Source organism: Acinetobacter sp. YH12236 (assembly GCF_013417645.1).
Lineage (GTDB): Bacteria > Pseudomonadota > Gammaproteobacteria > Pseudomonadales > Moraxellaceae > Acinetobacter.
On the sequence record NZ_VPDM01000037.1, the window covers coordinates 1 to 25,930 of the forward strand.

A 25,930-nucleotide genomic window follows, 5' to 3' on the forward strand; every position below is an offset into this window, starting at 1 on the left:
TGTGCTGGCGACCATAGCAAGAGTGAACCACCTGATCCCTTCCCGAACTCAGAAGTGAAACCTCTTAGCGCTGATGGTAGTGTGGGGTCTCCCATGTGAGAGTAAGTCATCGCCAGCTCATTATTCCTAAAGCCCTCTGCTCACGCAGGGGGCTTTTTTTATATTTATATAATCACTTTTCTCTCTTTAACGACTAATTTTTTACAGCTGTATAATCTCTGATCAGCTGTAAAATGTTATACTACTCGTGTAAATATTTTTTATTCTCTGAGTCATATGCAGCAGATTCTCATAAACACATTTGTGTTGATATGGCTCAGTTTGATTTCTCCACAGCTATACGCTGTAACAGAATTAAATTTTGATCATCATCAGTATGTCAAACTCGATGGAAAATGGGATTTCTACCCCAATCAGCTGATTGATCCCACTTCTGGGCAGTGACCATCTCAATTAACTTCCTCTAATCAGACTCTTGCTGCTGAAAAAGTTCATTTACCTAATTCTTTCCTGACCTTAACAGGTCATAAAGACCATATTGGAACTTTTCAAAAAGCCTTCAGGCTGCCTGAATCAGTCATCAATCATGCGGTTTATATTTATGTGCCTTATCAGTATGGGGCTTATCGCATGTATGTCGATGATCATCTCCTGATAGAAGTAGGGCAGGTAGGCATACATGGTCAGCATCAGACCATGATGGTGCCAAAGTTGGCTTCTTTCTTTCCCTCACAGCGGGAAGTGACGATTACCATTCAGGCTTCAAGTTATCACCATATCCGTGGCGGGCTGGAAAACAGCATGTTTATTGGCTTTAACCAGCCTATTCTGGATAAGTTTTATGATCAGGTAATTCCTTTAAGTGTGATCAGTGGCGTTCTGCTGATGATTGGCTGCTTTATGGTGTTCTTTGCAGTATTTCGCAGCCTTAAAACGCAAGCAGGTAATTTGCTGCTGTTTCTAGGGTTGTTTATTCTGTGCTTGAGCCTACGTAGCTTCTTTGCAGTCCCATTCATTTATACTTTATTCACGAATATTTCCTAGGTATGGGGCACACGATTTGAGTATTTACTGACTGAATTGGCGACTCTGTTCTTCTTGATTTATATCTATTTATTGCCGTATCGACTGTTAAATCCTTATTTATTAAAAATCACAGCTTTGTTAATTAGTATCAATGTGGCTGTGACCCTGTTTACGCTGCCTTATATCTTCCAGAGCTTCTTTTTCCAAAGCTTTAGTATTGCAGTACTGGTTTTTATTAATCTGCTTTATGGCGCTTACCGCATGCACAAATCGCATGTGCGTTATTCCAAGATCAATTCTATTGCGGTGGTGCTGGTCTGCCTGACCTTCCTGCATGACTATTTACTTGCGCTTAAGGTAATTGATTCAGTTGAAATTGCATTTTATACCTCCTGTGCCTATTTTATTTTAATTACCTTTCAGCTCAGCCGTGATTATGCGGTGCAAAGTATTAATACCGAGTTGTTAAACAAGCAGCTTTTGCGCCTGAATAAAGAACTTGATCAGAAGGTTCAGGACCGTACACGTGATATTACTCTGCTTAATGAGAAACTCGCGCAGCAGGTGAGGCTGGATTCGCTGACAGGTGCCTATAATCGCTTTGCCTTAAATGAACAGCTTCAGCAGGAATATGAGCATGCGATCGTAAACCAATCTTCGCTGGCTGTTTATATGATCGATGTGGATTATTTTAAAAACTATAATGACTATTATGGCCATCTCAAAGGTGACTATATTTTAAAAACACTGGTTCAAACCATTCAGCAAATATTGCCTGAAAATGGCTTTCTGGCACGTTATGGGGGTGAGGAATTTGCGGTTTTACTGGCAGATATTTCCTGGCAGGAAGCCGAAGCTTTTGCCGAGCAACTTTGTGAGGTCATCCGTAAGCTCAATTTGGAACATGCCAATCGTGGGGATGACAAGTCCTGGATCAGTATCAGTGTTGGGGCAGCGATTATGGATGCTGAACATATCTATAGAAATGTTGACCGTTTACTGAAAACAGCCGATCAGCAGTTGTATCAGGCGAAAATTCTTCGCGATTCAGCCTGTATTAAATAATAAAAAATCCAATCAATACATCAGCTATCTTTATCCGATCAAGTTATATCCGCTTACGATTCCTTTACTTTTTTATTATTTTAGCCGCTGTCTGGAATGCTAAATTGGTACTTATCTGAATGAAATTAGCATGAAAAATAACAATGAAACAAACTCAAATTGCAGCAATTTTATTATTAGGCTTAGGTTCCTATAGCCTGACTGCCTGTGCCCAAGACAAGATTTCATCACCGGCAGCTGGGCAATCCTCTGCCAAAACCACACAGCAAGTCTATAAAGTTAAAGAATTTACGCAGTTGAATGAGCCATGGGCACTCACTGAGCTGCCAGATCAACGTTTACTGATTACCGAAAGATCTGGAAAGTTAAAATTATTTAATCCAGCCAATCGCAGCACTCAAACTGTTCAGGGTATTCCTCAAGTGGCCTATGGCGGACAAGGTGGCTTAGGCGATGTTGTACTCCATCCTGACTTTACCAAGAATCAGTGGGTATATCTCAGTTATGCTGAACAAGGGCAAGGTGGTTATGGTGCAGTCGTGGTTCGTGGCAAGTTGGATCTCACCAAGAGCACACCACAACTCACTCAGATCAAAAAAATCTGGACTCAGGTACCGAAATTTTCTTCCGGTCAGGGCCATTATGGGCACCGGATTATCTTTGGCTCAGATAACAAACTCTGGATCAGTTCGGGTGAACGTCAGCAATTCAATCCAGCTCAAGACATGAAATCCAATGCCGGCAAGATTATTCGTCTGAATGACGATGGTTCAATTCCTTTCGATAATCCATTTATGAATCAGGGTGAAATTGCCAAGCAGGTCTGGAGTCTGGGGCACCGTAATCCTCTCGGTTTGGCATTTGATCCACAAGGGCAGCTTTGGGTGATTGAAATGGGTCCTAAAGGCGGTGATGAGCTGAATAAAGTGATGAAAGGCAAAAATTATGGCTATCCGATCGTCTCCAATGGAGATCATTATGATGGCAAGCCGATTCCAGATCACAGTACCCGACCAGAGTTTGAAGCACCAGCACTAGATTGGACTCCAGTAATTTCTCCTTCAGACTTGCTGTTCTATACTGGCAATAGCTTTCCTCAATGGAAAAATAAAGCCATTGCTACAGGTCTGTCTTCTCAGGCAATGATCGTGATTGATACTACTCAAAGCCCTGTTAAAGAAATACAGCGACTGGATATGAAAGAGCGGATTCGTGGTGCGATTCAGGCCAAAGATGGCTCACTCTGGGTGATTGAAGATGGTCCAAAAGCCAAGTTGCTTAAGATGACCGCCCCTCAGTAAAAAGCTAAATAGTTAATATCAGAATGAAAGAAAAAGGCCCCAACTCCTGTGAGGGCCTTTTCAAATTTAGCTCAGATACCTTTCCTCCGGTATCAATCAGCATCCTGCCGATGTTTTATTCTTGTTTTTGCAAGACTTCCTGTCTTGGTATGCACTCAATATAGCCTGAGTCAGAAAGACCGAGTAGAGGCATTGACCGCATCTGCTGTAGGCCAGAGGCGACAAGGTCACTTGAAAATATTTATCCAATTAATTCCAGAGTTCTCAGGATAATTTTGCGATATGGTAGAGATAGAAGACCTTATTAAAGCTCATCTCTCTATTCAATAAAAAATATCTAAAAGAATTCAATAAAATAATAAAAAGAAGAAGCACATGCCTACCGTTCAAATTGAAGTCCGGCAGCAATATTCCCAGGCTGATGAAGAGCAGTTACTCGACAGCGTATTTCACTGTGTGAAAAATGCCTTTCAACTGCCTGACTATGACCGTAATATCCGGCTGGTGGTACATGAAGCCCATCGTTTTCAATATATGGTTCATCTGGCCCAGCCTGAATATTTTACTTAGATCAGTATTGACTGCTTCGCTGGCCGAAGTCTGGAGACCAAGCGCAAACTGTATCAACAGAGTGTAGAAAGCTTGGGAAAACTGCATTCCGTCTGACCATATCCTGATTCATCTGCAGGAAAGTCCATTGGAAAACTGGGGAATCCGAGGCGGACAAGCAGCCTGTGATGTCAATTTAGGCTTTAATGTAGAGATCTGACCTTTTTAGAAAAATACCAGATTTTAAATACAAAAAAGCCCCAACATCCTGTTGAGGCTTTTCTGGATTTGCTTTTCAGATCTGACTCCTGTCTGACCTGTCAACGTCCTGTTACTCTGCGCTTTTTATTGTTGTTGTATCGCTTTGCAGACTTCCTGTCTGTCTATGAATCAAACTATAGCCTTGAACTGAAAGTGGGAATAGCCGACAAATTCTGCGCTGCCTGTAGGCTAAAGCGCACATCGCTGTCGTCCTCAGGCACTGACATACTGGATCAGCTTATCCACGACATCTCTGAGTGTTTTATTGTCGAATTCATTTCCTTCAAAGCTGTAGTCTTTATTGCGACTAAAAATGTCTCGCAGCTCTACAATCGCATTGGTATCCACCATACCGAGCTGAGTGCCGACCTGGCGGATCTGATCAATGGAACGTGAGCCATTAGTGACGCCATAACCTATATAGGCTGCCGGCTTGCCTTGCCATTCCTTGGCCAGATAATCCAGCGCATTTTTTAATGCCGGGCTATAGCCATGGTTATATTCGGGACTGATAAAAATAAATGCATCCGCAAGGGCAATAAAGTCAGCCCATTCCTGCTGTTTCGGCTGATCATAAATACCGGTCAATGGGGGATGAGAACCAGCAAAAAGCGGAAGATCCCATTCTTTTAAGTCGACAAGTTCGGTTTCAAGCGTGCTAAAACCATATTTTTTAATTTCCTGTAGTACCCAATGTGCGACCTTAATTGCTGTACGTCCTTCACGCACACTGCCAACCACAATATAAATTTTCATATCTTTCCCTTTCTTATCGCATGCTCATCAAATTAAATTAATCAGATTTCTGAACAGAGACTAGAGAGGATTTGTATCCAGAAACTAAAAAAGCTCCCGAAGGAGCTCTTTTAAATCATGTGATTAGCCGATATTACATCAGCTTCACGCCTTGCTGGCCAGCTGGAGTAACTTTGAAGATTTCGACTTCAAAGGTGATATTTTTACCTGCAAGCGGATGATTAAAGTCCACTTCGGTAATATCATCATTTACGGATCTTACTACGCCATACAAAGTCGATTTGGCCTTGTCTTCAAACTCGATCATGTGACCTTCGATCGGACGTTCGCCAAATTTCACCGTATCAAATTTTTGGACATTTTCAGGATTCCACGGACCAAAAGCTTCTTCGGGCGGGAGGCTGACGGTACGACGGTCACCAGCACGCAAGCCCATCAAGGCTTTTTCAAAACCTGGTAATAGGTTGCCATCACCAATGGTCAGGCTTACCGGTTCTTCACGGCTACGGGTATTGTCAATTTCTACGCCACTTTCGATCGCGACAGAAAAATGAAGCTCGACTTTAGAGCCGTCTTCAACACGAGTTTCCTCGTTAGGATTAATAAAATCAGTCATGTTGCGCCTGTGCACGTTGAATTCGGTGTTTTTCCAGGAAAAACGTATCAATCAGCAGCAGAATCGTACCTAAAGTAATGGCACTATCCGCAATATTAAAAGCAGGGAAGTGGCTGTTCTGATAATAGACATGAATAAAGTCAACCACATAACCCAAAGAAATGCGATCAATCAGGTTACCAATAGCACCACCCAGAATCAGGGCAACCGCTAATGGTAATACTTTCATGCTCTTTGGCATACGCATCAGCCAGAACACGAAAACCACAGACACTAAGCCTGCAAGAGAAGTAAAGAAATAACGTTGCCAGCCACCGGCATCGGACAAGAAACTAAAGGCAGCGCCATAGTTATGTAACAGTGTCCAATTTAAAAAGGGCAGGACGGGCACCGGATCTGCATATTCCAGATGTGTTACCGCAATCCATTTGGTCCATTGATCTAGAATGATCGCCAGAATAGCCAGTCCAATCCACCACAAATTGTGAGGATAGAACTGGAACAGACCCTTTTTCTGCTGTGGGTTAGGCATATTTTCTCTCTTCACCTTGGCCGCTCGGGAGGTTAATAATACAACGACCGCATAGTCCTGGATGTGAGGCATGTGTATTCACATCAGGAAGCACGTGCCAGCAGCGTACACATTTCTCGCCATCTGCCGCAGATACTTTCACGCGTAGACCTTCAAGTTCAGCGTCATTGCCTTGAGCAGCATCAAACGGATTCACGATTACCTGAGAAGTGATCAAAACGAAACGCAGCTCATCACCCAGACGGTCTAGAACAGCTTTCAGTTCATCATTGGCCCACAGCTCAACTTTGGCAGACAGGTTTGAACCCACCAGTTTCTCGTTACGCGCATTTTCAATGTGCTTGTTCACCGCAGATTTCACTGTAATCAGGGTTTGCCAGTCTGCTTCAGACAACAGGTTTGCCTGTGCTGAAACTGGAATATCGTACCATTCAGCAGTGAACACATATTTCTCGCTTTGACCTGGAATTAGTGGCCATGCTTCTTGAGCGGTGAAGCTCAGGATTGGTGCCATCCAGCGAACAAAGGCTTGTACCAGATGATACAGCGCAGTTTGCGCAGAATGACGTGCCTGTGAATCTGCTTTAGTGGTGTACTGACGGTCTTTGATGATGTCTAAGTAGAAACCACCGAGGTCGTTAATACAGAAATTGGTCAAGGCATTGGTCACGATATGGAAGTTCATATCTTCATATGCTTTCTTGATGGTTTCCTGTACATCATTGGCGCGTTGCAGGATGTATTGATCCAGTGCAATCAGTTGATCTACAGGTAGTGCATCAGTTTCCGGATTGAAGCCATTCAAATTCGCCAGCAAGAAACGCAGGGTATTACGGATACGACGGTAACCATCTGATGCACGGTTAAAAATTTCTTTACCTGCGGTCATTTCATAACGGTAATCTGCTGAAGCGATCCAGAAACGCAGGCCGTCTGCACCCATGTTCTTGATAATGTCTTGCGGAGTAATAATATTACCCAGCGATTTCGACATCTTGCGACCTTTCTCATCAACCACGAAACCGTGAGTCAGCAGACCTTTATATGGCGCACGTTGATTGATTGCCATAGAGGTCAATAATGAAGACTGGAACCAGCCACGGTGTTGGTCAGAACCTTCAAGATATAAATCAGCTGGATCAGTTAACTCTTCACGGTCACGCAGCACTGCATAGTGAGTTGTACCAGAGTCAAACCATACGTCTAAGGTATCGCGAACTGCGTTGTACTGCTCAGCATCATTACCAATAAAGTCTTTGGCTTCACGATTATACCAGGCATCAATACCTTCCTGTTCGATTAGTTTAGCCACTTCTTCGATCAGTTCAGGTGTACGAGGATGCAGTTCATTGGTGTCTTTGTGCACGAAGAATGGGATTGGCACGCCCCAAGTACGTTGACGTGAGATACACCAGTCCGGACGGCCTTCGATCATTGCCTGGATACGGTTTTTACCCCAATCCGGAACGAAGCTGATGTCATTTTCAATGGCATTCAATGCGCCCTGACGCAGACCTTTTTCATCCATGCTGATGAACCATTGTGGGGTCGCACGGAAGATAATCGGAGTTTTATGACGCCAGCAGTGCGGGTAGCTATGCTTGATCGGCTTATGTGCCCATAGCTTGTTAGCTTCGCCAAGCGCCGCAATAATTTGTGGATTGGCCTTGTAGATATGTTCGCCTGCAAATAGTGGTGAAGTCGGTAAATACACACCATTACCGCCCACTGGATTATCTACTTTCAGGTTATACAGCAGACCAACTTTATAATCGTCCACACCGTGGCCAGGTGCAGTATGTACAGCACCAGTACCGCTGGTTGCAATAACGTGTTCACCCAGAATAACTGGCACTTGACGCTCAGCGATTAAAGGATGTTGTAGTACCAGATTCTCAAGTTTCGCACCGGCAAAATCGGCAATCACTTCAACCGCGTTAAAGCCATAACGTTCAGTCGCAGATTCAACCAGATCTTTAGCCAGGATAAAGTTTTGCGCCGCTTTATCTTCACCACGTGCAACAACCAATTGGTATTCAATTTCAGCGTGCAGAGCAACCGCCTGATTCGCAGGCAGGGTCCAAGGCGTAGTCGTCCAGATCACGATATCGGTTGAGTCTTTAACTTCAACACCTAAACGTGCAGACAGATCCGCCAGATCCACCACGGTGAAACCCACGTCAATCGCGTCTGACTTTTTATCTTCATATTCAACTTCAGCTTCAGCCAGTGCTGAACCACAGTCCAGACACCAGTTCACCGGTTTAAGACCTGGCTGGATATGGCCATTTTTCGCGATTTCACCGAGTGAACGCACGATGTTGGCTTCCTGCTTGAAGTTCATGGTGAGGTAAGGATTGCTCCAGTCACCAAACACGCCCATACGGATGAAGTCTTTTTTCTGTAGCTCCACCTGACTCAATGCATATTCGCGGCAAGCTTTACGGAAAGTAGGCGCATCCACTTTAACGCCGACCTTACCGACTTTTTCTTCAACTTTCAGTTCAATTGGAAGACCGTGACAATCCCAGCCTGGCACATAAGGCGCATCAAAGCCGTCCATGATGCGGCTTTTAATGATGATGTCTTTAAGTACCTTGTTGACTGCATGACCTAAGTGAATCTGGCCATTGGCATATGGAGGGCCATCATGAAGCACGTATTTTTTCTTGCCAATTCGCGATGCACGAATCTGCTGATAAATGTCATCGGCATACCACTCTTCTAACCATTTCGCTTCACGTACTGCCAGATTTGCTTTCATTGCAAAGTCAGTACCTGGGAGGTTCAGCGTGGCTTTATAATCCACTGCATTTTCAGGAGTTTGCTTATCGCTCATGCAAGTTGTCTTCCAATTTAATCAGTCATTAGACTGACACGTTTTACAATAAAAATACGGGACATTAAAAGGGAAATGTGGGGTGTTTTCGACGAAACTCAAGCAGTTTCTCAACATCATCATCAATTCCGGCCTTTAACGCTTCAAGCGAAGGATAATCTTTTTCGCCATGCAGATAATTCAAGAAGGTTACCCGCATTAACAGGCCATACAGATTAGCAGAAACATCAGGAAAATGTACTTCTAATCGCCATTCCGGATGAGTCTGTTTGATCGCAGGGCGGGTACCTACATGACCGGCACCAAACAGGCTGCCCTGATCATAGCCGGCAATACCCGGCTGTTCAGGATTTTCTTGCTGAACCTTGGCGCTGAGTGATCCGGTTTCACAGACGACTTCAACCCCATAAATACCCTGCAGACAGGGTCTATGCCGGTTTAACCGGACATTAATGGTCGGGAAATCAATGGTACGACCAATCTGGTCGCCGTATTGCACCCGGCCGGTAATACTATAAGGACGTCCCAGTAATTTGGCTGCCAGAGCCAGGTCACCCGCTTGCAGAGTCTGACGGATGCGGGTAGAACTGACCCGTTCACCATCCAAGGCAATGGTATGCAGGTTGGTAACCTTAAATCCGTAGTCTCGCAGGAATTCACTATTACCTTGACGGTTTTTACCAAAGTGAAAATCATCCCCCAAGACCAGATGCGCTGCATTCAGTTTATCTTTCAGAATGTCGGCAAAGGCTTCGGCACTCAGGCTACGAAAATGATGATCAAACTTGGCGACCGCAATATAGTCCACACCCAGTTCGCTTAAATATTCCACTTTTTCACGCAAAGAGGAAATACGCGGCGGTGCTTCATAACCTTTAAAAAATTCAAGCGGTTGTGGCTCGAAAATCATCACAACAGTTTTTAGTTGCTCAGCTTCTGCAACAGCTTTTAACTGTTTGATCATGGCCTGATGACCCAGATGCACGCCGTCAAAATTACCAATCGTAACGGCGGTTTTTGGCAATTCAGAATGTGACGCTAAAGCATTGAGACGGAGCAGCTGCATAGGCGAAATCAGGGAATTGAAAAATAGGAAAGGCTATATATTGCCATAATCTCAACGATTCGTCTTGTTGTTGTGTTTTTATGCAAAAAAATTATTGAAAAATCACGAAACCCATCAAGAAGAAAGTGTGCCATCCAAGAATCTTCTGCGGTTATTTAAGTGAAAGATCTGCAAAACAGAAATCTAAAAACCCGCTTTTCATTGCCTGGATTTTGCTTTCTAATGTCACGGTTTTCTCAGTATCGAGTAGTTTGCATGTCAGATTCGGCACTCATTATGGCATTGGCCAGTGAATCCAAAGGTTTGTTCGAAGCAGAAGGTGTAGAAGTCCACTATAGTGGCATCGGCAAGGTGAATGCTGCTTTTAAGGCTTTTGAAGTGATTCAGAAAACTCGCTGTAAGACCCTGATTAATCTGGGCACCGCAGGCAGTTCCCATTTCAAGGCGCATGAACTGGTCGAAGTTAAGCGTTTTGTGCAACGTGATATGGATGTTTCACCCTTGGGGTTTGACGTCGGCATTACCCCGATGGATAATCATTTGCCGGGTGCAATTGATCTGGAACCGTTCTTTGCCCATTTACCGAAAGGGGTTTGTGGAACAGGGGACAGCTTTGAAATAGACTTACCAAAAGTGGCTTGTCAGCTGGTGGATATGGAAGGCTATGCGCTGGCCAAGGTATGCAGAAAATTGGATGTGCGCCTGATTTCAGTCAAATATATTACTGACGGTGCAGATGATAGCGCTCACTTGGACTGGGAAGAGAATCTGCTGCTGGGTGCGCAGAAATTATTGAATTTATATCGAACGTTAAAATAATAATAAAGGGTGAGAGAAGGGGTCGGCGACCATAAAATTTATGGTCGTATGCCAAATAATTTTTGCGTTGACCTATTTTTCTTGTGTACGCGGAAGTACGCCGTACAGCATCATATGTACAGTATGCTGGATAATCCGTTGTTGCATGCTGCGGTTACGTAAGGTCTTGCCTGTTACCATTTCCATCTGAGTCGCGAAATCTGCATAGTTCTGGGTTACCGCCCAGATATTCAGAATCAGCAGTTCAGGATCGATATCTTTAGAAATCTTGCCTTGTTCCTGCCAGTTTGAAATCACTTTGGCTTTACGCTTGACCAGTTTTTTCAATGGACCTTTTAAGATTTCTAAAATGTGCGGCGCACCCTGAATCACTTCCAGAGCGAACAGGCGTGAAGCTTTAGGCTGGGTACGCGATACTTCAATTTTTTGCATCAAATAATTGGTAATCGCTTCTTCAGGCTCAAGATCAGCTTCTAGCATTTGTAAAGGTGCCAGCCATTTTTGTAGAACGGTCGTTAAAACCTCTACATAGAGCGCCTCTTTATTTTCGTAATAATAGAAAATATTCGACTTATGCATTTCTGCAATTTGCGCGATCTCATCTAAACTCGCCCCATTAAAACCGTATAGGGAAAAAACATCGAGTGCAGCATTCAGCAGCTGGTTGCGTTTTTGAGTACTCTTTTTTTGTTCCATCAGCAAATATTAAAAACAATTAAAAAGGGAATTTTTAATTGTACGTCAAATCATCAGATTTGTGCATCAAGTCAGGTGCTAATTTTATGAATAATGATGATTTATTCTTTAGATTAAAGATATAATTAGTATTGGTTTAAGGCGCAGGAATTAAAAACCAAGCTTTTGAAAAGGTTGATGATTTTTTAAGTACTAATTATTACCTTGAAGCATCATAAAGTTAAAATAAAATTAATGAATGAAGTTGAAATTTTGCCAATTGCTGAATAAATAATCAGTGAGACAGATATTCTCTTGATTCGAAATAAGGAATCCAGAATAAACAGTTATTCCAGATTCCCTCACATTTTAGGTTGCCAGAACGGCATTCAGAACCTGCTGTTCAAGTTCGGCGAATTTCACATTCTTTTGTCGTGAACGTGGAAGATCAACTTTGAACTCTTTGGCAATATGGCCTTTATCCAACAGGATAATCCGGTCTGCCAGTTGTACGGCTTCACTCACGTCATGGGTGACCAGAATCGCGGTAAAGCCCTGTTCAGTCCATAATTTTTCAATTAGGTTCTGCATATCCAGACGGGTCAGGGCATCCAGCGCACCAAGTGGTTCATCTAGTAATAAAATACGCGGCTTATGTGACAAGGCACGTGCCAGAGCTGTACGCTGACGCTGACCACCAGACAGTTGTGAAGGCCAAAGTCCAGCTTTTTCTTTTAAGCCGACTTTCTCCAGCATTTGTGATGCATTGTCATGCTGGTCTTTGGGTAAGCCGAGTTGCACGTTCTGTTCGATGCTGCGCCATGGCAATAAACGCGGATCCTGGAACATCACGCGGATATCATCAGCGGTGATGCCTTCACGGATATGACGTGCGGACTTGAATTTAATTTCGCCATAGCTCTGTTTTTCTAAATCTGCAATCAGACGAAGCAGGGTACTTTTACCACAGCCACTACGTCCAACAATCGCCAGAAATTCACCCGGCTGAATATGCAGGTCCAGATCTTCCAGTACCTTCACCGAACCATAGAACTTGTGCAGCTGTTCAATAATGATTTCGGCACCCGCAACGGCATTGGGGTTGATGTCGGTTGCAGCAGGCTCCTGCACTGTAGTCGGATCATTGGCAAGACGCCCTAAGCTGAGATCAGTCATCACATGCTCCTCAATATTTTTTCAATTATTTTTGATAGCCAGCATGCCAGCGCAGCAGGAATCGTTCTAAGGCCACGGCTAGGACATCTGCCAGTTTACCGAGCAGGGCATACAGTAAAATACCCACCAGTACGACATCAGTTTGCAGGAATTCACGCGCGTTCATGGTCATATAACCGATACCGGACTGGGCAGAAATCGTTTCAGCCACAATCAGCAGTACCCAGACCAGACCAAGTGAAAAACGTAGGCCGACCAGAATTGAAGGCATTGCCCCTGGCAGGATGATTTCTTTATAAAGCTGCCAGCGAGTCAGGCCATAGCTTTTACCCATTTCAATCAGCTGGGGATCGACTGAACGAATCCCATGATAGGTATTGATATAGATCGGGAAAAACACACCAATCGCGACCAGAAACAGCTTGGCTGATTCATCAATCCCGAACCAGAGAATGACCAGTGGAATTAAGGCCAAAGCCGGGATATTACGGATCATTTGCAAGGTGGTATCCAGCAGGGTAGAAGCCGTTTTGGATGAACCATTCAGTAGACCCAAAATTAGCCCTAGACCACCGCCTACCAACAAACCACTTAAAGCACGGCCAGCACTCACTTTGACATGTGTCCACAATTCACCGCTGAGCAGCAAATTCCAGAACGCGATGACTACGGCACTTGGTGCAGGCAAAATGCGGCTTTCCAGCAAACTGGTACTCGACGCGATTTGCCAGAGTAGAATTAATCCGACAGGAACTAACCAGGGCAGCAAACGCTGCCCAAGCTGTGTTCCACGTGAAACCTTCTTTTCTGCGAGGGTTTCAACTGAAACGACTTTCGACATTAAGCTGGCTCCTGAATACTCTCAGCCTTCTTGTTCTCATCTGGAGTGTAGTTATTTGCCACAATCTCACCGAATGGACCAGTCAGGTTTGGCTGAGCCAGTTTTTGCTGAGTTTCAAGCGGAAGTAATGGGAATACCAGTTCCGCAAAACGGATCGATTCTTCCAGATGTGGGTAGCCTGAGAAAATGAAGGTATCGATACCTAGATCAGCATATTCCTGAATACGTGCTGCGACAGTTTCTGGATCTCCTACAAGCGCTGTACCTGCACCGCCACGTACCAGACCTACACCTGCCCACAGGTTTGGAGACACTTCGAGTTTGCTACGGTCGCCATTGTGCAGCTCAGCCATACGACGTTGGCCGACAGAGTCCATTTGCTTGAATTTCGCTTGTGCAGCAGCAATGGTGGCATCATCCACATACTGGATGAGCTCGTCTGCTGCTCTCCATGCTTCTTCATTGGTTTCACGCACGATCACATGCAGACGGATACCGTAGCTCAGCTTGCGACCTTTCGCTTCCGCTTTGGCACGCACATTTTCAATTTTTTCTTTCACTGCTGCAGGTGGCTCACCCCAAGTCAGGTAAGTGTCAACCTGATCAGTGGCCAGTTCAACGGCTGCATCTGAAGAACCACCGAACCAGAGTGGTGGATATGGTTTTTGAATTGGTGGATAAAGCAGTTTGGCATCATCTACACTGAGACGTTCACCATGGAAAGTGAAGCTTTCGCCGGTATGTGAACGGGTCAGGATTTCACGCCAGATGGTGGTGTATTCAGCTGCAGTCTTGTAGCGTGTTGCATGATCTTCATAAACGCCGTCGCCTTTTAGCTCTTGCTCATCACCACCCGTCACCAGGTTCAGCAATACACGGCCACCAGACAGACGGTCAAAGGTTGCAGCCATACGTGCAGTCAGGGCAGGCGTAGTAACACCTGGACGCAGCGCGACGAGGAATTTCAGTTTTTTAGTAGCATCAATCAGGCTGGCTGCAGTTAACCATGGATCTTCACATGAACGGCCAGTCGGGATTAATACACCTTCATAACCAAGATTATCGACCGCAACCGCAATCTGCTTCATGTAGGCATGATCAACCTGGCGTGCACCTTTGCTGGTACCTAAGTAGCGGCTGTCGCCATGTGTCGGGATAAACCAGAAAATTTTCATGTCTTTGATCCTTAGATTATTTGCCTGCCCAAACGGCTTGCTGAATATTGATAGATTTCGGAATGATCTTGAGTTCGCTGAAACGGTTTGCGAGTTCCTGCTGATCGGCAATTACTTTCTTGGTGAGCGGTGCCGCACCAGACGGATTCGGACGACGCTGGATAAAGGTCTGGCTGACAATCGGTTTTAGACCGGTACTTTGTGCAAAGATGCTTGCAGTTTCAGCCTTATGGCTTTGTACCCATTTATCTGCAACATTGACCTGCTTGATAATGCCTTTTAAGGCTTGCGGATGATTTTTGATTAAATTTTCTGAAGCCAGGTAAAAGGTATAATTTGGACTTAAGCCCTTGCCTGAAGATAAAACTCTGGCTTTATCTTCTACTTGAGCCGCAGCATAGTACGGATCCCAAATCGCCCAGGCATCAATCGCCCCTTTCTGGAAAGCTGCACGCGCATCAGCAGGGCTTAGCCAGACCGGCTGGATATCGGTCCATTGCAGACCCGCTTTGCGTACTGCCTGTACCAGTAAATAATGTGAGCTTGAACCGCGGTGCACGCCAACACGTTTACCTTTGAGCTGGCTCAGCTTGGTAATTTTGGAATTATGCTGGACCAGAATGGCAGAAGATAAAGGTTTTGCAGTTTCATAAGCAAAATAGTGCAATGGCTTATTGCCTGCCTGAGCGTAGACAGGAGGTGTATCTCCAGTTGCACCCACATCGATAGAACCTACCGCCAATGCTTCTAGAATTTGTGGTCCGCCTGGGAATTCATTCCAGCTGATTTTTGCATTTGGAAATTCTTTTTCAAACAGTTTTTGCTGCTGTGCAATCACCAGGTTCACAGAAGCTTTTTGATAGCCCACACGAAGCTGTTTAACAGAAGGATCTACTGCCCAAGCGGCACTTGAACCCAACATCGCGCAAGCAACTAATGCAGCGTTCATTCCATGACTGGAGGTCTTGAACCATGTGATTGCTTTGTTGTGTAGCTGATGTTGAGTCATGATTAAATCCCCTAAATTGTTCTTTGGTTTACTTCGCGATAATTGCAGATTGAATATTCAGTTTGGCTGGAATCAGTTGCTGACCATAGAAAGCATCAGCCACTTGTTGTTGTTTTTGTGCCACTTCGGGAGTGAGTGGTTTTACTCCAAAACCCATGCGTGAAATAGACGTTTTCAATACATCAAAGGCCAGGCCTGTCGGTTTTTCCAGAAGTTTGGCGGCTTCATCCTGATGAGCAGAAACCCACTCAGTGGTCAGGTTGAGTTCATTCACGACAGCTTCAATAATCTGTGGGTTGGCTTCAGCGAACTTGCGATCTGCCAGATAGAACTGATGGTTACTGACGATGTTCTCACCCGTTGCGATGACACGCGCACCAATCTGATGTTCTGCTGCAGCGAAGAACGGGTCCCAGATCACCCAGGCATCGACAGCACCGCGTTCAAAAGCGGCACGGGCATCAGAAGGTGGCAGGTAAACCACTTCGATATCACTGAGTTTCAGATTATTGGCTTCAAGGACTTTAAGTAGTAAGTAATGAACATTTGAGCCTTTATTTAAGGCAACACGTTTGCCTTTCAGATCCTGAACTGACTGGATATTCGAATCTTTTTGTACGATTAGCGCTTCAGCTTTCGGTGCTTCAGGCTGATTGGCCACATAGACCAGATTTGAATTCGCTGCTTGAGCAAAGATCGGTGGCGCTTCACCGGCTTCACCAAAAGATACGCTGCCGACATTCAAGCCTTCAAGCAACTGAGGACCAGCCGGGAATTCAACCCATTTCACATTCACGCCTTGTTCTTTTAATGACGTTTCTAAGGTGCCACGTTCTTTTAAGATCGGCAGTACGCCATATTTCTGGAAACCAATATTCAGGGTCACGGCTTCCTGTTTTTTGCCACAGCCAGAAAGCATCATCACGCCAGCCACCGCAGCACTAAGGACCGCAGTTTTTGTGAATAATTGAATGTGTGATTGGCGCATGAATCAGAACTCCTGAAAATTTAGAAATGTGAAATGAAGAGCTTAGGCATACGCTAAAGCTTTTTACTTTTCTAAAAAAATAACTATTCAGGAATTTCTAATGAAGAAAAAAGATAAATAAAAAAGTGCAAAACTTATGCAGGAAAGTGATTTACACATTAATTTAGGAAGAAAGAATTATTTATATAAGGCAATGAAATATAAAATTATTTATTCTAAATAAAGTGGCCAGATATGCTTATTAGAAAATCAGCAATAGGATTTTTATGCTGAATACAGGTTTTATGAATATCGTTATCTAAAATAGAGATATGAGAGCGAATAGAAAGTCACTTTAAAGTGACTTTTTACAGACAATTGAATTGCGCTGATAATTATAAAAAGCCTGTCGGGCATCAGGCAAATCATCTACTGATGCCGGTTCAAAACCCTGTTCCAGAAACCAGTGTGCAGTACGGGTCGTTAAAATAAACAGTTGCTGAATACCCAGACTTTTGGCCTTATCTTCCAGATAATGCAGGATCTGGCTACCGCGGTTGGATTGACGGTAACTTGGATCTACTGCAACGCAGGCGATTTCTGCGGAACGCAGTTCATTGCCCGTAGTCGGAATCGGATACAGGGCAGCACAGGCCAGAATCATGCCGTCACGCTCAATTACCGCGAACTGGTCAATTTCATTTTCCAGACGCTCCCGCGAACGGTAAACCAGAATACCTTCTTCTTCCAAGGGGCGGAGCAAACGGATCAGGCCACCGACATCCTGAATATCGGCCATACGCACTTCTTCATAATGCGCATCGGTGATCATGGTGCCGGAACCATCCCGGGTGAACAGTTCTTCCAGCAAGGCGCCGTCATAGGTATACGAAATCAGGTGAACGCGATTGACGCCATTTCGGGAAGCTTCCTGAGCGGCCTTGAGCTGGAGCCGAATTTCAATATCCTGTTCATCAGAAAGAATATAGTCATCCAGTTGCTGTGGGGTTACTTCCCGTTTTAACTGACCCTTACTGTCGAGCAGACCATGCTGTCGACCCAAGATAATCAGTTTATCGGCTTTGAGGCGAGTCGCAGTTTTGGTGGCAACTTCCTCAGCTAGAAGGTTAAAAACTTCGCCTGTGGTTGAATAGCCGGTCGGACCGAGAATCACAATATTATGATTGTCCAGATGACGTTGAATCGCATCAGTATCAATCGCCCGAACTTCACCAGTTAACTGAAAATCGACCCCGTCACGGATGCCATAAGGTTTGGCCGTAACAAAATTTCCAGAAACGGCATCAATGCGCGCACCATACATGGGTGAGTTAGCCAGCCCCATCGATAATAGCGCCTCAATCTGTAAACGGATCGATCCTACAGCATTCAGTACACAGCTTAAGGATTCACGTGTCGTCACCCGACGCTGCTGGTGGAAAGGGGTCTCGAAGCCACTCGCAGCCAGATTCTGGTTAATCTGCGGACGCGCGCCGTGTACCAGAATCAGACGGATTCCTAAAGAATTGAGCAGGGCAATATCATGAATGATGTGCTGAAAGTTGCCATGCAATACCGCTTCACCATCAAACATGATCACAAAGGTTTTATTGCGATGAGCATTGATATAAGGCGCAGAATGGCGAAACCAGTGCACATATTGCAAGGTGTTGCTCGGTGAGGTTTCTGCTGCAGTCATAGCTGTGCCTATTTCAATATTTAAAGATCTAGCTTTGATTCTAATGAAAAAATACTGAAGTGGAAGTACAGATATAAAAAAACACCTGAAGCGAGCTTCAGGTGTCTACTAGAAGGGCAGAAAAGAGAATGATTAGTTGATGATTCGAACAATCTTGTCATTACGATCGTTGACTAGTACATAGTCACCATTGATTTTGTACCATTGCTGGTTTTTACCTGCTTTCGGCAGACGGCGTGCTTCATAGCCACTGACTTCAAAACGACGGTTGTCATACTGGTTTGGCAGTTTTTGACCTACACGCCAGTCACGGCTTGGGTTAACCCCACGGTTGTTGTAACGACGGTCGTCCCATTTTTTCGCATCTTTATGATTCCAGTGCGGTGCTGGTTTATGCGGTGCATAACGTGGATCATGATGCTGCGGTGCTGCCATTGCAGAAGTAGCAACCAGCGCACTAAGAGATAAGGCAATTGTAGTTAAAACTTTTTTCATGGCTCTCACCTAAAAATCTGTACATGTTTTCGATGAGATTAAATTAGCGAATAAGTAGATAGAAAGCGTGAGGCCAGTTTAGTGGAATTGTTAAATTCATGAAGGAATTTAGGAGATTAGCCACGATTAAAAGGAAAGCTCTAAAATAAGAAAAAGCCTAAAAAGGCTCATCCGAAAAATCAAAAAGCCCAAACGAGGTTGGGCTTTGCATCAGGTTCTAAATCAGTCTCCGATAATCCGGACAATACTGTTATTTTCAGAGTTCACCAGAATGTAGTCATTGTTGACTTTGTACCATTGCTGCTTACGGTCTGGTTTAGGCAGTTTATGGTCCTTATATTCGACCTTGTAGCCATTACTGCGATAATGCTGCGGCATGACATAACCAGGCTGCCAGCGTAACTGTTGCAGACGTTTAACACCACGTTCTTCACGCATACGGCGTTTATCATACTGGTCTTGGTGATCGTCATGGAACTCACGCGCTTTCTTGGCCTGATGATGACCCGGACCTCGTTCCATACGCTGTTCATCATTGAAATGAGGGGCAGCGTTTGCAACATTTGCCAGCATGAATGCACTGCAGGACATCGCCAATGCTACCAGAACCTTTTTCATGTTGAACCCTCATTCAATTGTTCATTTTCTACAGTAACTAATGTACGGAAAAATTGCAGAGAAACTGTGAAGAACTGGCTGAAGTTTTATATCAATTACAGAGAAATTATGATTATGCCATGATTTTACATAAGCTTAGGATGCACTTCAGTCAGTTGACCAGTTATGCCCAGCCCCATTGGCATTTCAGCAAAACCGGGATAAAGATGCAAGCGCAATGTCCTGAATTGTGTATCAAAACCGTCTCAAATTAGTGGAAAAATATTCTTTTTATGCGCCAGATCTTGATTCGGTCATTGCAATTTTTCAATTCCACTGTTCCGTTAAACCCTGTAAAGACTGAATGGCTTCAGCCACAGACTCTGCCTCGACTGCATCTTCTAAAGCCAAAATGAGGGCAGTTGATAACTGCAAGTTTTCAATACGACGAATAGTTTCAGTTTTACGTTTTTGGTCTGTCATTTAATTTTCCTTCGCTTTGATTTAACTTGAAAAGCATTATAAAAATTTTATATTAATTTGGAAAACCGAATAATTTTATATTATTGATTCATTAAAACGATTTATATCTGCTTTTTAAAGAATTTAAGGATAAAAAAAGCGCATTATCCGTAAATGCGCTCTTCGGGATCTAATGAACGATCTTAATAGGCATAGTTCAGGTCAGTATAGTCACTTAGGGATTTCTGCACATGTGCCTGAATAAAGGCATGCACATCTTCCGCTGTCATTGCTTTGCCCTGATTGCTGATCACATGTTCAATTTCAGGCTGACCTTCGATCTTGATGCGATAGACAAAGTGTTTCGCTACCTGATAACGATCGCCCAGCTTTTCGATACCCGTCACATAATGATAGGAATGTTCAAAATTCAGATCGGTATGGGAAAAGACAAACTGGTCAAACAGTTTCAGTTTTTGACCATTTTCGAGTGTCTGAATGTCATCGACAATGCTGGCATCAAACTTCATGCCGTATTTTTCAGAGATCGGCTGCTGATCGACCAGCAGAGAGACCATGCCATCTTCCAAAGTCGTCACGGTGATGTTGTTTAAGTCAGTCATGTTGCACTCAAATAAAAATCTGTTGGCGCTAGTATAGGGGAATTTGCAGCGAACTGAATAAAGACAGTATTGTAGAAATAAGAAAGGTCTGGCTGATTCAGTCTGAAATCTGGATGAATTGGGCAGAAGAATAGCCAGCTGTCAAATGGACCTTATCTTTATAGAGTTTAAAAACAAAAAGCCAATGCGGACATTGGCTTTTAAATAGGCGTCAATTAAAGCTTAATCTTGAGCATCAATACTTTGACCATTCATATGCAAGCTATCTTCACCCATCAGGTACAGATAGGCTGGCATGATGGAATCCGGTGTCGGTAAGGTTTTCGGATCTTCATTCGGATAAGCCTTGGCACGCATTGCCGTACGTGTAGCGCCTGGATTGATACAGTTAAAACGGATATTCGAATTGACCCGTTCTTTGGCAAATAACTGGCTCACTGCTTCAATGGCAATTTTTGAAACTGAATAAGCGCCCCAGCATTCCCGGGCTTCACGACCTACGCCGGAACTGGCAAAGACCACAGAAGCATGTTTGGATTTTTCCAGCAGGGGTAACAGGGCTTGGGTAATCACAAAAGGCGCACGAAGGTTAACCGCCATGACATCATCCCAGACATTAACCGGATAATCTGCCAGTGGCACTCGCTCGCCTAAAATACCGGCATTATGCAAAATCCCGTCCAGACGGCCAAACTGGCGATCGAGCGTGTCGAGCAATAATTCATAATCACGTTCAGAGGCGCTAGATAACTGCAATGGGAGAATGGCAGGTTGCGGCGCACCTAAGCTTTCAATCTCGTCATAAATGACTTCAAGCTTGTTTAAGGTACGCCCGTGCAGAACTACAGTTGCCCCATGCAGGGCATAGCTGATTGCTGCTGCACGACCAATGCCATCGCCCGCACCCGTGATCAGGATGATACGATCTTTTAACAGATCGGGGCGAGGTTGATATTCTGAATACTTCATTATCTACCTCCTCATTATTATTGTTAAGTGTCTTCAGTAGTTTCAGGAATCAAGACAGGACACTTGGCTCGCTCAAGACCAGTTTCTGAATGTGCTGATGTAACTCGTTCACTGTATTCACTATATAGTCGGCTTGCCAGGCTGTTAAGTCATCTTTGTATTGCAGTGGTAAATAACCGTATGCTGCCAGTATGGTATACATCTTGGCATTGCGGCCTGCATCAATATCTCGTGGATGGTCACCGACATAAATACAATCTTCTGCAGCCAGCTGTAGCTGCTCGGCAGCCAGATACATCGGCTCCGGATCTGGCTTGGTTCGGGTCACATCTTCCGGACAGACCAGTACGGCACAGCGCTCGGTCAGGTTTAAAGCTTTGAGTAAAGTTTCGCTCAACCAGCGCGGTTTATTGGTCACAATTCCCCAAGGGATATCATTTTCCTCTAATTCTTTAAGTAGAGGATACATTCCGCTGAACAGGTCTGTATCCACAGCAATATCTGCACCATACATATCCAGAAAACGCTGGCGATGATCCAAGAAAACCGGGTCTTCCAGTTGCAGTTCCGGATAGACCAATTTGACCATAGCACGTGCACCTTCTGAAACCTGGGTACGGATCAGATCAGCTTCCACCACGTCACGGCCGGCTTCACGGCACATATGCTGGATAATCCGGATAAAGTCAGCTGCGGTATCAATTAAAGTACCATCCAGGTCGAATAGAACCGCCTTCATTGGGCAGCCTCTTGCGCACTTTCTTTAACGGTATACACCATATAGTTCACGTCAACATTCGGTGCCAGCCAGTAACGCTTGGTCAGCGGGTTATAATGCAGGCCAGTCATATCTTTCAGTTTTAAACCGGCATTACGGATGTCGTGCGCCAACTCAGAAGGCTTGATGAATTTGCTGTAATCATGTGTACCTTTGGCCAGCATACGCAGGATATATTCTGCACCAATGATCGCGAACAGATAAGATTTTGGATTACGGTTAATGGTCGAGAAGAAGACATGACCACCTGGTTTGGCCAGTTTATAACAGGCTTGAATAATAGAGGCTGGATCAGGTACATGTTCCAGCATTTCCATACAGGTAACCACATCGTATTGACCGGCTTGCTCTTCTGCCAGCTGTTCTACCGGAATCTGACGGTATTCAATATTGCTAACATCTTCCTGCTCAGCATGGATGCGTGCCACATTCAGTGGCGCTTCGCCCATATCAATGCCCAGCACCTGAGCGCCACGGCGCGCCATGCTTTCTGACAGGATGCCCCCGCCACAGCCCACATCCAGCACTTTCTTGCCGCTCAAGCCACCAGCATGTTCATCAATCCAGTTGAGACGTAGCGGATTGATCATATGCAATGGGCGGAACTCGGAATGCTGATCCCACCATATAGCTGCAAATGCTTCAAACTTGGCAATTTCTTGTGGATCAACATTCAATTGCGACATCGGTGTTACCTCAATCAGTCGTGATTATTTAAAATTTAAGTTCGCCCAGAGGCGGTATACACAGATTTAACTTCTTGTAAATCAGTACACTTGTTTAGTGTAGCGATTCTGGAAAAAAAAGCGATAAAAGCTGTAAAAAAGTTCACAGAATAAAAACGAAACCGGCATAATTACTTTATAGTGAAGCCATAAATTAGACATAATGATTTAGAGGACGATAATCCCAATGAAAAAATTTATTTTAGGCACTGTAGCCGCATCTGTTTTGGCATTTTCTGGCAGTGCAATGGCCGCCAACTTTGTAGCAGGTCAAGACTATCAAGTCCTGGCGAATCCAGTAAAAGTTGAAAAGCCGGGGAAAATTGAAGTCCGTGAATTCTTCTGGTATGGCTGTGGTCACTGCTATTCTCTTGAACCACACATGCAAAGCTGGTTAAAAAAATTGCCTAAAGATGTACGTTTCGTGCGTACCCCAGCCGCGATGAATCCACTATGGGAACAGGCAGCTCGTGCGTATTATGTGTCTGAAGCTCTAGGTGTTCGTCAAAAAGCACATTTGCAGCTATTCCATGATATTCATGCGAAGAAACAGCCAATTCTGGAACAGGCTCAATTGGCTAAGTTCTATACCCGTTATGGTATTTCTGAAGCGAAATTTAATACCACTTATAAATCATTCCCGATTTCTTCAAAAATCGCACAGGCCAAAAATCTGGCTGCGACTTATCAGTTAAGCGGCGTACCAGCGGTAACCGTAAATGGTAAGTATGTGGTTCAGGGCGATGATGCCAAAGTGGTTCAAGTGGTAAATTATCTGGTTGAAAAAGAGCGTAAAGCTAAATAACACCAGATCTGCATGAATCTAAAAACCCGCTGTTATATGCGGGTTTTTTATGTCAGGATAAAATTGAACTGCGAAATAGATTTCACTCAGATGAGATCTCAGGCTTGAGATAAAATTCCACGAAATAACAGTTCTAACTGCTTTAGGCTTTGCGCTTTGAAGTCATTTATCCGAGTTTGCCGCAGTGCAGGATCAGGCTGTGCCTGAAGCTGAATCCAGCCCATAGCCCAGTTTAATGCGAGAGGAACTAAGATCTGTGCCAGTGCGGTTAATTCGGCTGGAGAAGGAGATTGCTGGACGGCTGGAATCTGTTCCAGGGTATGCCTTAAATCTTGGGTCAGATAATGAATTTCCCGCTCAATCCCTTGTCTGAGAATGTTGGAACCGCCCCAACGTTCGGCACTGACAAATGTCCAGGCTTCGGGATGGGCATCGACTGCTTGAAAAAACAGTTCGATTTTGGCTGAAAGCTCATCCAGAGAAAAATCTGCAGGTCCCAACTGACTCAGCACACCTTTGAGATGAATTGACACCTGATCCAGAAGTTCCAGCCCCAACTGATCCATATTCTGAAAGTGTCGATAAAATGCGGCAGGTACTAGTCCGACTTCATGAGTGATTTCGCGCAGGCTGATGCTGCTAAATGCATAGCCACGGCTGCTCAATGCCAAGGTAGCATCGAGGAGGGCCTGGCGGCTTTGGTGCTTGCGTTCTTCACGTAAAGACATAGGGATTTTCCTTCGGCAGATTTGCAGTTTAGCAAAAAACATCTGTCCATCGCAGTAGCGCAGATGGACTGAAAAATCTATACAAGCAAAGCGTGTCCAGTGATTTTGTAAATGATCTGTCCTCTGTTCCAATCTTGGCGGAGGCTTCTGTTATACTGAGCCGCAATTATTTTTAGTCAACAGCAGGACCTATTATGCGTATCGACCAACGAGCATTAGATCAATTACGTGAAGTGAAAATTACCCGTAACTATACACGTTATGCGGAAGGTTCCGTATTGGTTGAATTTGGTCATACCAAAGTGCTGTGTACTGCCAGTGTGGACAGCTCTGTACCACGTTTCCTGAAAGGTCAGGGTCAAGGCTGGGTAACAGCAGAATACGGCATGCTGCCACGTTCAACACATACCCGTAGTGATCGTGAAGCTGCTCGCGGCAAACAAAGTGGCCGTACTCAGGAAATCCAGCGTCTGATCGGTCGTAGCCTACGTTCAATGGTCGACCTGAAAAAACTTGGTGAAAATACCATTACCATTGACTGTGACGTGATCCAGGCAGATGGTGGTACCCGTACTGCATCAATTACGGGTGCAGCCGTAGCATTGATTGATGCCATGAACGTATTGCTTGAGAAAAAGAAAATTAAACAGGACCCACTTAAAGGTCTGGTAGCAGCCATTTCTGTAGGTATTTTTAAAGATGAAGTCTTGCTGGATCTTTGCTATGAAGAAGATTCAAACTGTCAGACTGACTTGAATGTCGTGATGACTCAGGCAGGTGAATTTATTGAAATCCAAGGTACTGCTGAAGATAAGCCATTTACCCGTGAGCAATGCAATGACATGCTGGCCATGGCTGAAAAAGGGATTCAGGAACTGATCAAGAAACAGCAAGAAGCTTTGGGCTGGTAAGCTTTTCAAGTTGTAAAAAACGCATCTTCGGATGCGTTTTTTATTGTACCTACACATTGCCTGACAAAAAATGAACAGGATCTGTCTACTGTGTAACCTCTGTTTTAAGCGATGATCTTTTAACCAAATCTCATTCAGAGGGGTATAACATGAAAATATGGTTAATGGCATTTTCAGTATTTGCTGTGCTGGGTTTAACTGCCTGCGATTCGAATTCTCGTGATGAAAACCGCGATGGTGCAAATATGGAACGAGGAAGTGATACCAATTAACAGAGTAGAGGCCATTCAACCTCTATGATTTATATCCTTGAGAATAAGAAAAAGGGTGCTATGGCACCACTGCTGTCCCATAGTTTGCTTTAAATAAAAAAACCTGAGTCCTAACAGTTAAAATATGAGTGCAAACAAACACTTTAACGACCAGGATTCAGGTTTTGTCACATCAGAATACCGTATTTCATGA

The 25,930-nt window shown here is 44.4% G+C and carries 27 protein-coding genes, 1 rRNA gene and 1 pseudogene; 9 read left to right on the forward strand and 20 right to left on the reverse strand.

Translation table 11 applies throughout. The features are described from left to right. The first annotated feature begins 3 nt into the window (after nt 1-3). The 5 genes and pseudogenes from rrf to FTV14_RS16160 all read left to right on the forward strand — a co-directional run bounded on the left by rrf (nt 4) and on the right by FTV14_RS16160 (nt 4,161). Nucleotides 4-118 (forward strand): 5S ribosomal RNA (gene rrf / locus FTV14_RS13425). 485 nt (nt 119-603) lie between these two features. Next, a complete protein-coding gene (locus tag FTV14_RS13430) occupies nt 604-1,044 on the forward strand; it encodes a hypothetical protein (protein ID WP_218948198.1) in 441 nt (146 codons plus the stop codon). Between the two features lie 54 nt (nt 1,045-1,098). Continuing rightward, nucleotides 1,099-2,091 carry a GGDEF domain-containing protein gene (locus tag FTV14_RS13435; protein ID WP_180054028.1) on the forward strand — a complete coding sequence of 331 codons (993 nt, stop codon included), beginning with the start codon at nt 1,099-1,101 and terminating at the stop codon, nt 2,089-2,091. A gap of 143 nt (nt 2,092-2,234) precedes the next feature. Further along, a complete protein-coding gene (locus FTV14_RS13440) occupies nt 2,235-3,392 on the forward strand; it encodes a PQQ-dependent sugar dehydrogenase (protein ID WP_180054029.1) in 1,158 nt (385 codons plus the stop codon). Nucleotides 3,393-3,767: 375 nt separating this feature from the next. Further along, a pseudogene (locus FTV14_RS16160) lies at nt 3,768-4,161 on the forward strand (tautomerase family protein). Between the two features lie 254 nt (nt 4,162-4,415). Here FTV14_RS16160 and FTV14_RS13450 read toward each other — a convergent pair. From FTV14_RS13450 to ribF, 5 genes are all read right to left on the reverse strand, one after another. Continuing rightward, the gene (locus tag FTV14_RS13450) at nt 4,416-4,958 is read right to left on the reverse strand and encodes an NADPH-dependent FMN reductase (RefSeq protein ID WP_005232867.1); all 543 of its coding nucleotides are present in this window, start codon (nt 4,956-4,958) and stop codon (nt 4,416-4,418) included. Between the two features lie 133 nt (nt 4,959-5,091). Further along, nucleotides 5,092-5,574, reverse strand: a complete 483-nt coding sequence (locus FTV14_RS13455) for a peptidylprolyl isomerase (RefSeq protein ID WP_125278879.1) — start codon at nt 5,572-5,574, stop codon at nt 5,092-5,094. Further along, a complete protein-coding gene (gene lspA, locus FTV14_RS13460; RefSeq protein ID WP_004781354.1) occupies nt 5,567-6,106 on the reverse strand; it encodes a signal peptidase II in 540 nt (179 codons plus the stop codon). Before lspA ends, FTV14_RS13455 begins: the two co-directional genes overlap by 8 nt. Then, nucleotides 6,099-8,945, reverse strand: coding sequence for an isoleucine--tRNA ligase (gene ileS / locus FTV14_RS13465; RefSeq protein WP_180017312.1), 2,847 nt, complete (start codon nt 8,943-8,945; stop codon nt 6,099-6,101). Before ileS ends, lspA begins: the two co-directional genes overlap by 8 nt. A 64-nt stretch (nt 8,946-9,009) precedes the next feature. After that, nucleotides 9,010-10,011, reverse strand: a complete 1,002-nt coding sequence (ribF, locus tag FTV14_RS13470; protein WP_034705207.1) for a bifunctional riboflavin kinase/FAD synthetase — start codon at nt 10,009-10,011, stop codon at nt 9,010-9,012. A 255-nt stretch (nt 10,012-10,266) separates the two neighbouring features. Here ribF and FTV14_RS13475 point away from each other — a divergent pair, with 255 nt between their 5' ends. After that, on the forward strand, nt 10,267-10,830 hold the full coding sequence (locus FTV14_RS13475) for a 5'-nucleosidase (RefSeq protein WP_180011126.1): 564 nt from the start codon (nt 10,267-10,269) through the stop codon (nt 10,828-10,830). Between the two features lie 72 nt (nt 10,831-10,902). Here the strand turns inward: FTV14_RS13475 and FTV14_RS13480 are convergent, their stop codons facing one another. From FTV14_RS13480 to ubiG, 14 genes are all read right to left on the reverse strand, one after another. Then, nucleotides 10,903-11,526 (reverse strand): TetR/AcrR family transcriptional regulator, encoded by a 624-nt coding sequence (locus FTV14_RS13480; protein WP_005232857.1) that lies wholly within the window; start codon nt 11,524-11,526, stop codon nt 10,903-10,905. 348 nt (nt 11,527-11,874) lie between these two features. Then, a complete protein-coding gene (locus FTV14_RS13485) occupies nt 11,875-12,681 on the reverse strand; it encodes an ABC transporter ATP-binding protein (RefSeq protein WP_180054030.1) in 807 nt (268 codons plus the stop codon). 25 nt (nt 12,682-12,706) lie between these two features. Continuing rightward, a complete protein-coding gene (gene ssuC, locus FTV14_RS13490) occupies nt 12,707-13,522 on the reverse strand; it encodes an aliphatic sulfonate ABC transporter permease SsuC (protein ID WP_166137594.1) in 816 nt (271 codons plus the stop codon). After that, nucleotides 13,522-14,697 (reverse strand): FMNH2-dependent alkanesulfonate monooxygenase, encoded by a 1,176-nt coding sequence (gene ssuD, locus FTV14_RS13495; RefSeq protein WP_166137591.1) that lies wholly within the window; start codon nt 14,695-14,697, stop codon nt 13,522-13,524. Before ssuD ends, ssuC begins: the two co-directional genes overlap by 1 nt. A 16-nt stretch (nt 14,698-14,713) precedes the next feature. Then, entirely contained in the window at nt 14,714-15,646 is a 933-nt protein-coding gene (locus tag FTV14_RS13500) for a sulfonate ABC transporter substrate-binding protein (RefSeq protein WP_257218576.1), read from the reverse strand. 88 nt (nt 15,647-15,734) lie between these two features. Beyond that, nucleotides 15,735-16,694, reverse strand: coding sequence for a sulfonate ABC transporter substrate-binding protein (locus FTV14_RS13505; RefSeq protein ID WP_180025298.1), 960 nt, complete (start codon nt 16,692-16,694; stop codon nt 15,735-15,737). Nucleotides 16,695-17,028: 334 nt separating this feature from the next. Beyond that, nucleotides 17,029-18,372, reverse strand: a complete 1,344-nt coding sequence (gene argA, locus FTV14_RS13510; protein WP_180015462.1) for an amino-acid N-acetyltransferase — start codon at nt 18,370-18,372, stop codon at nt 17,029-17,031. Between the two features lie 132 nt (nt 18,373-18,504). Next, the gene (locus tag FTV14_RS13515; RefSeq protein WP_159124174.1) at nt 18,505-18,867 is read right to left on the reverse strand and encodes an RcnB family protein; all 363 of its coding nucleotides are present in this window, start codon (nt 18,865-18,867) and stop codon (nt 18,505-18,507) included. 222 nt (nt 18,868-19,089) lie between these two features. Then, nucleotides 19,090-19,485, reverse strand: coding sequence for an RcnB family protein (locus FTV14_RS13520; RefSeq protein ID WP_004781371.1), 396 nt, complete (start codon nt 19,483-19,485; stop codon nt 19,090-19,092). Nucleotides 19,486-19,791: 306 nt separating this feature from the next. After that, on the reverse strand, nt 19,792-19,947 hold the full coding sequence (locus FTV14_RS13525; RefSeq protein ID WP_179991889.1) for a hypothetical protein: 156 nt from the start codon (nt 19,945-19,947) through the stop codon (nt 19,792-19,794). Nucleotides 19,948-20,129: 182 nt separating this feature from the next. Continuing rightward, complete coding sequence (locus tag FTV14_RS13530; protein ID WP_180032192.1) at nt 20,130-20,549, reverse strand: hypothetical protein; 420 nt, start codon at nt 20,547-20,549, stop codon at nt 20,130-20,132. A 222-nt stretch (nt 20,550-20,771) separates the two neighbouring features. After that, the gene (locus tag FTV14_RS13535; RefSeq protein ID WP_004781375.1) at nt 20,772-21,518 is read right to left on the reverse strand and encodes a YciK family oxidoreductase; all 747 of its coding nucleotides are present in this window, start codon (nt 21,516-21,518) and stop codon (nt 20,772-20,774) included. 49 nt (nt 21,519-21,567) lie between these two features. Further along, entirely contained in the window at nt 21,568-22,257 is a 690-nt protein-coding gene (locus FTV14_RS13540; RefSeq protein ID WP_180015455.1) for an HAD family hydrolase, read from the reverse strand. Further along, nucleotides 22,254-22,982: a bifunctional 2-polyprenyl-6-hydroxyphenol methylase/3-demethylubiquinol 3-O-methyltransferase UbiG gene (gene ubiG, locus FTV14_RS13545; protein ID WP_034704015.1), complete on the reverse strand. Its 729-nt coding sequence runs from the start codon at nt 22,980-22,982 to the stop codon at nt 22,254-22,256. The genes FTV14_RS13540 and ubiG overlap by 4 nt, the downstream gene beginning before the upstream one ends. 226 nt (nt 22,983-23,208) lie before the next feature. On the opposite strand from ubiG, the gene FTV14_RS13550 reads away from it, so the two are divergent. Continuing rightward, a complete protein-coding gene (locus FTV14_RS13550) occupies nt 23,209-23,826 on the forward strand; it encodes a thiol:disulfide interchange protein DsbA/DsbL (RefSeq protein WP_004781380.1) in 618 nt (205 codons plus the stop codon). A gap of 98 nt (nt 23,827-23,924) precedes the next feature. Here FTV14_RS13550 and FTV14_RS13555 read toward each other — a convergent pair whose 3' ends face one another. Further along, nucleotides 23,925-24,554 (reverse strand): TetR family transcriptional regulator, encoded by a 630-nt coding sequence (locus FTV14_RS13555; protein WP_034704013.1) that lies wholly within the window; start codon nt 24,552-24,554, stop codon nt 23,925-23,927. A 194-nt stretch (nt 24,555-24,748) separates the two neighbouring features. Between FTV14_RS13555 and rph the strand changes: the two genes are divergently transcribed. Both rph and FTV14_RS16095 read left to right on the forward strand, forming a co-directional pair. Further along, nucleotides 24,749-25,465: a ribonuclease PH gene (gene rph, locus FTV14_RS13560; protein ID WP_004781384.1), complete on the forward strand. Its 717-nt coding sequence runs from the start codon at nt 24,749-24,751 to the stop codon at nt 25,463-25,465. 149 nt (nt 25,466-25,614) lie between these two features. Continuing rightward, complete coding sequence (locus FTV14_RS16095) at nt 25,615-25,737, forward strand: hypothetical protein (protein ID WP_005232802.1); 123 nt, start codon at nt 25,615-25,617, stop codon at nt 25,735-25,737. The last annotated feature ends 193 nt before the right edge of the window (nt 25,738-25,930 follow it).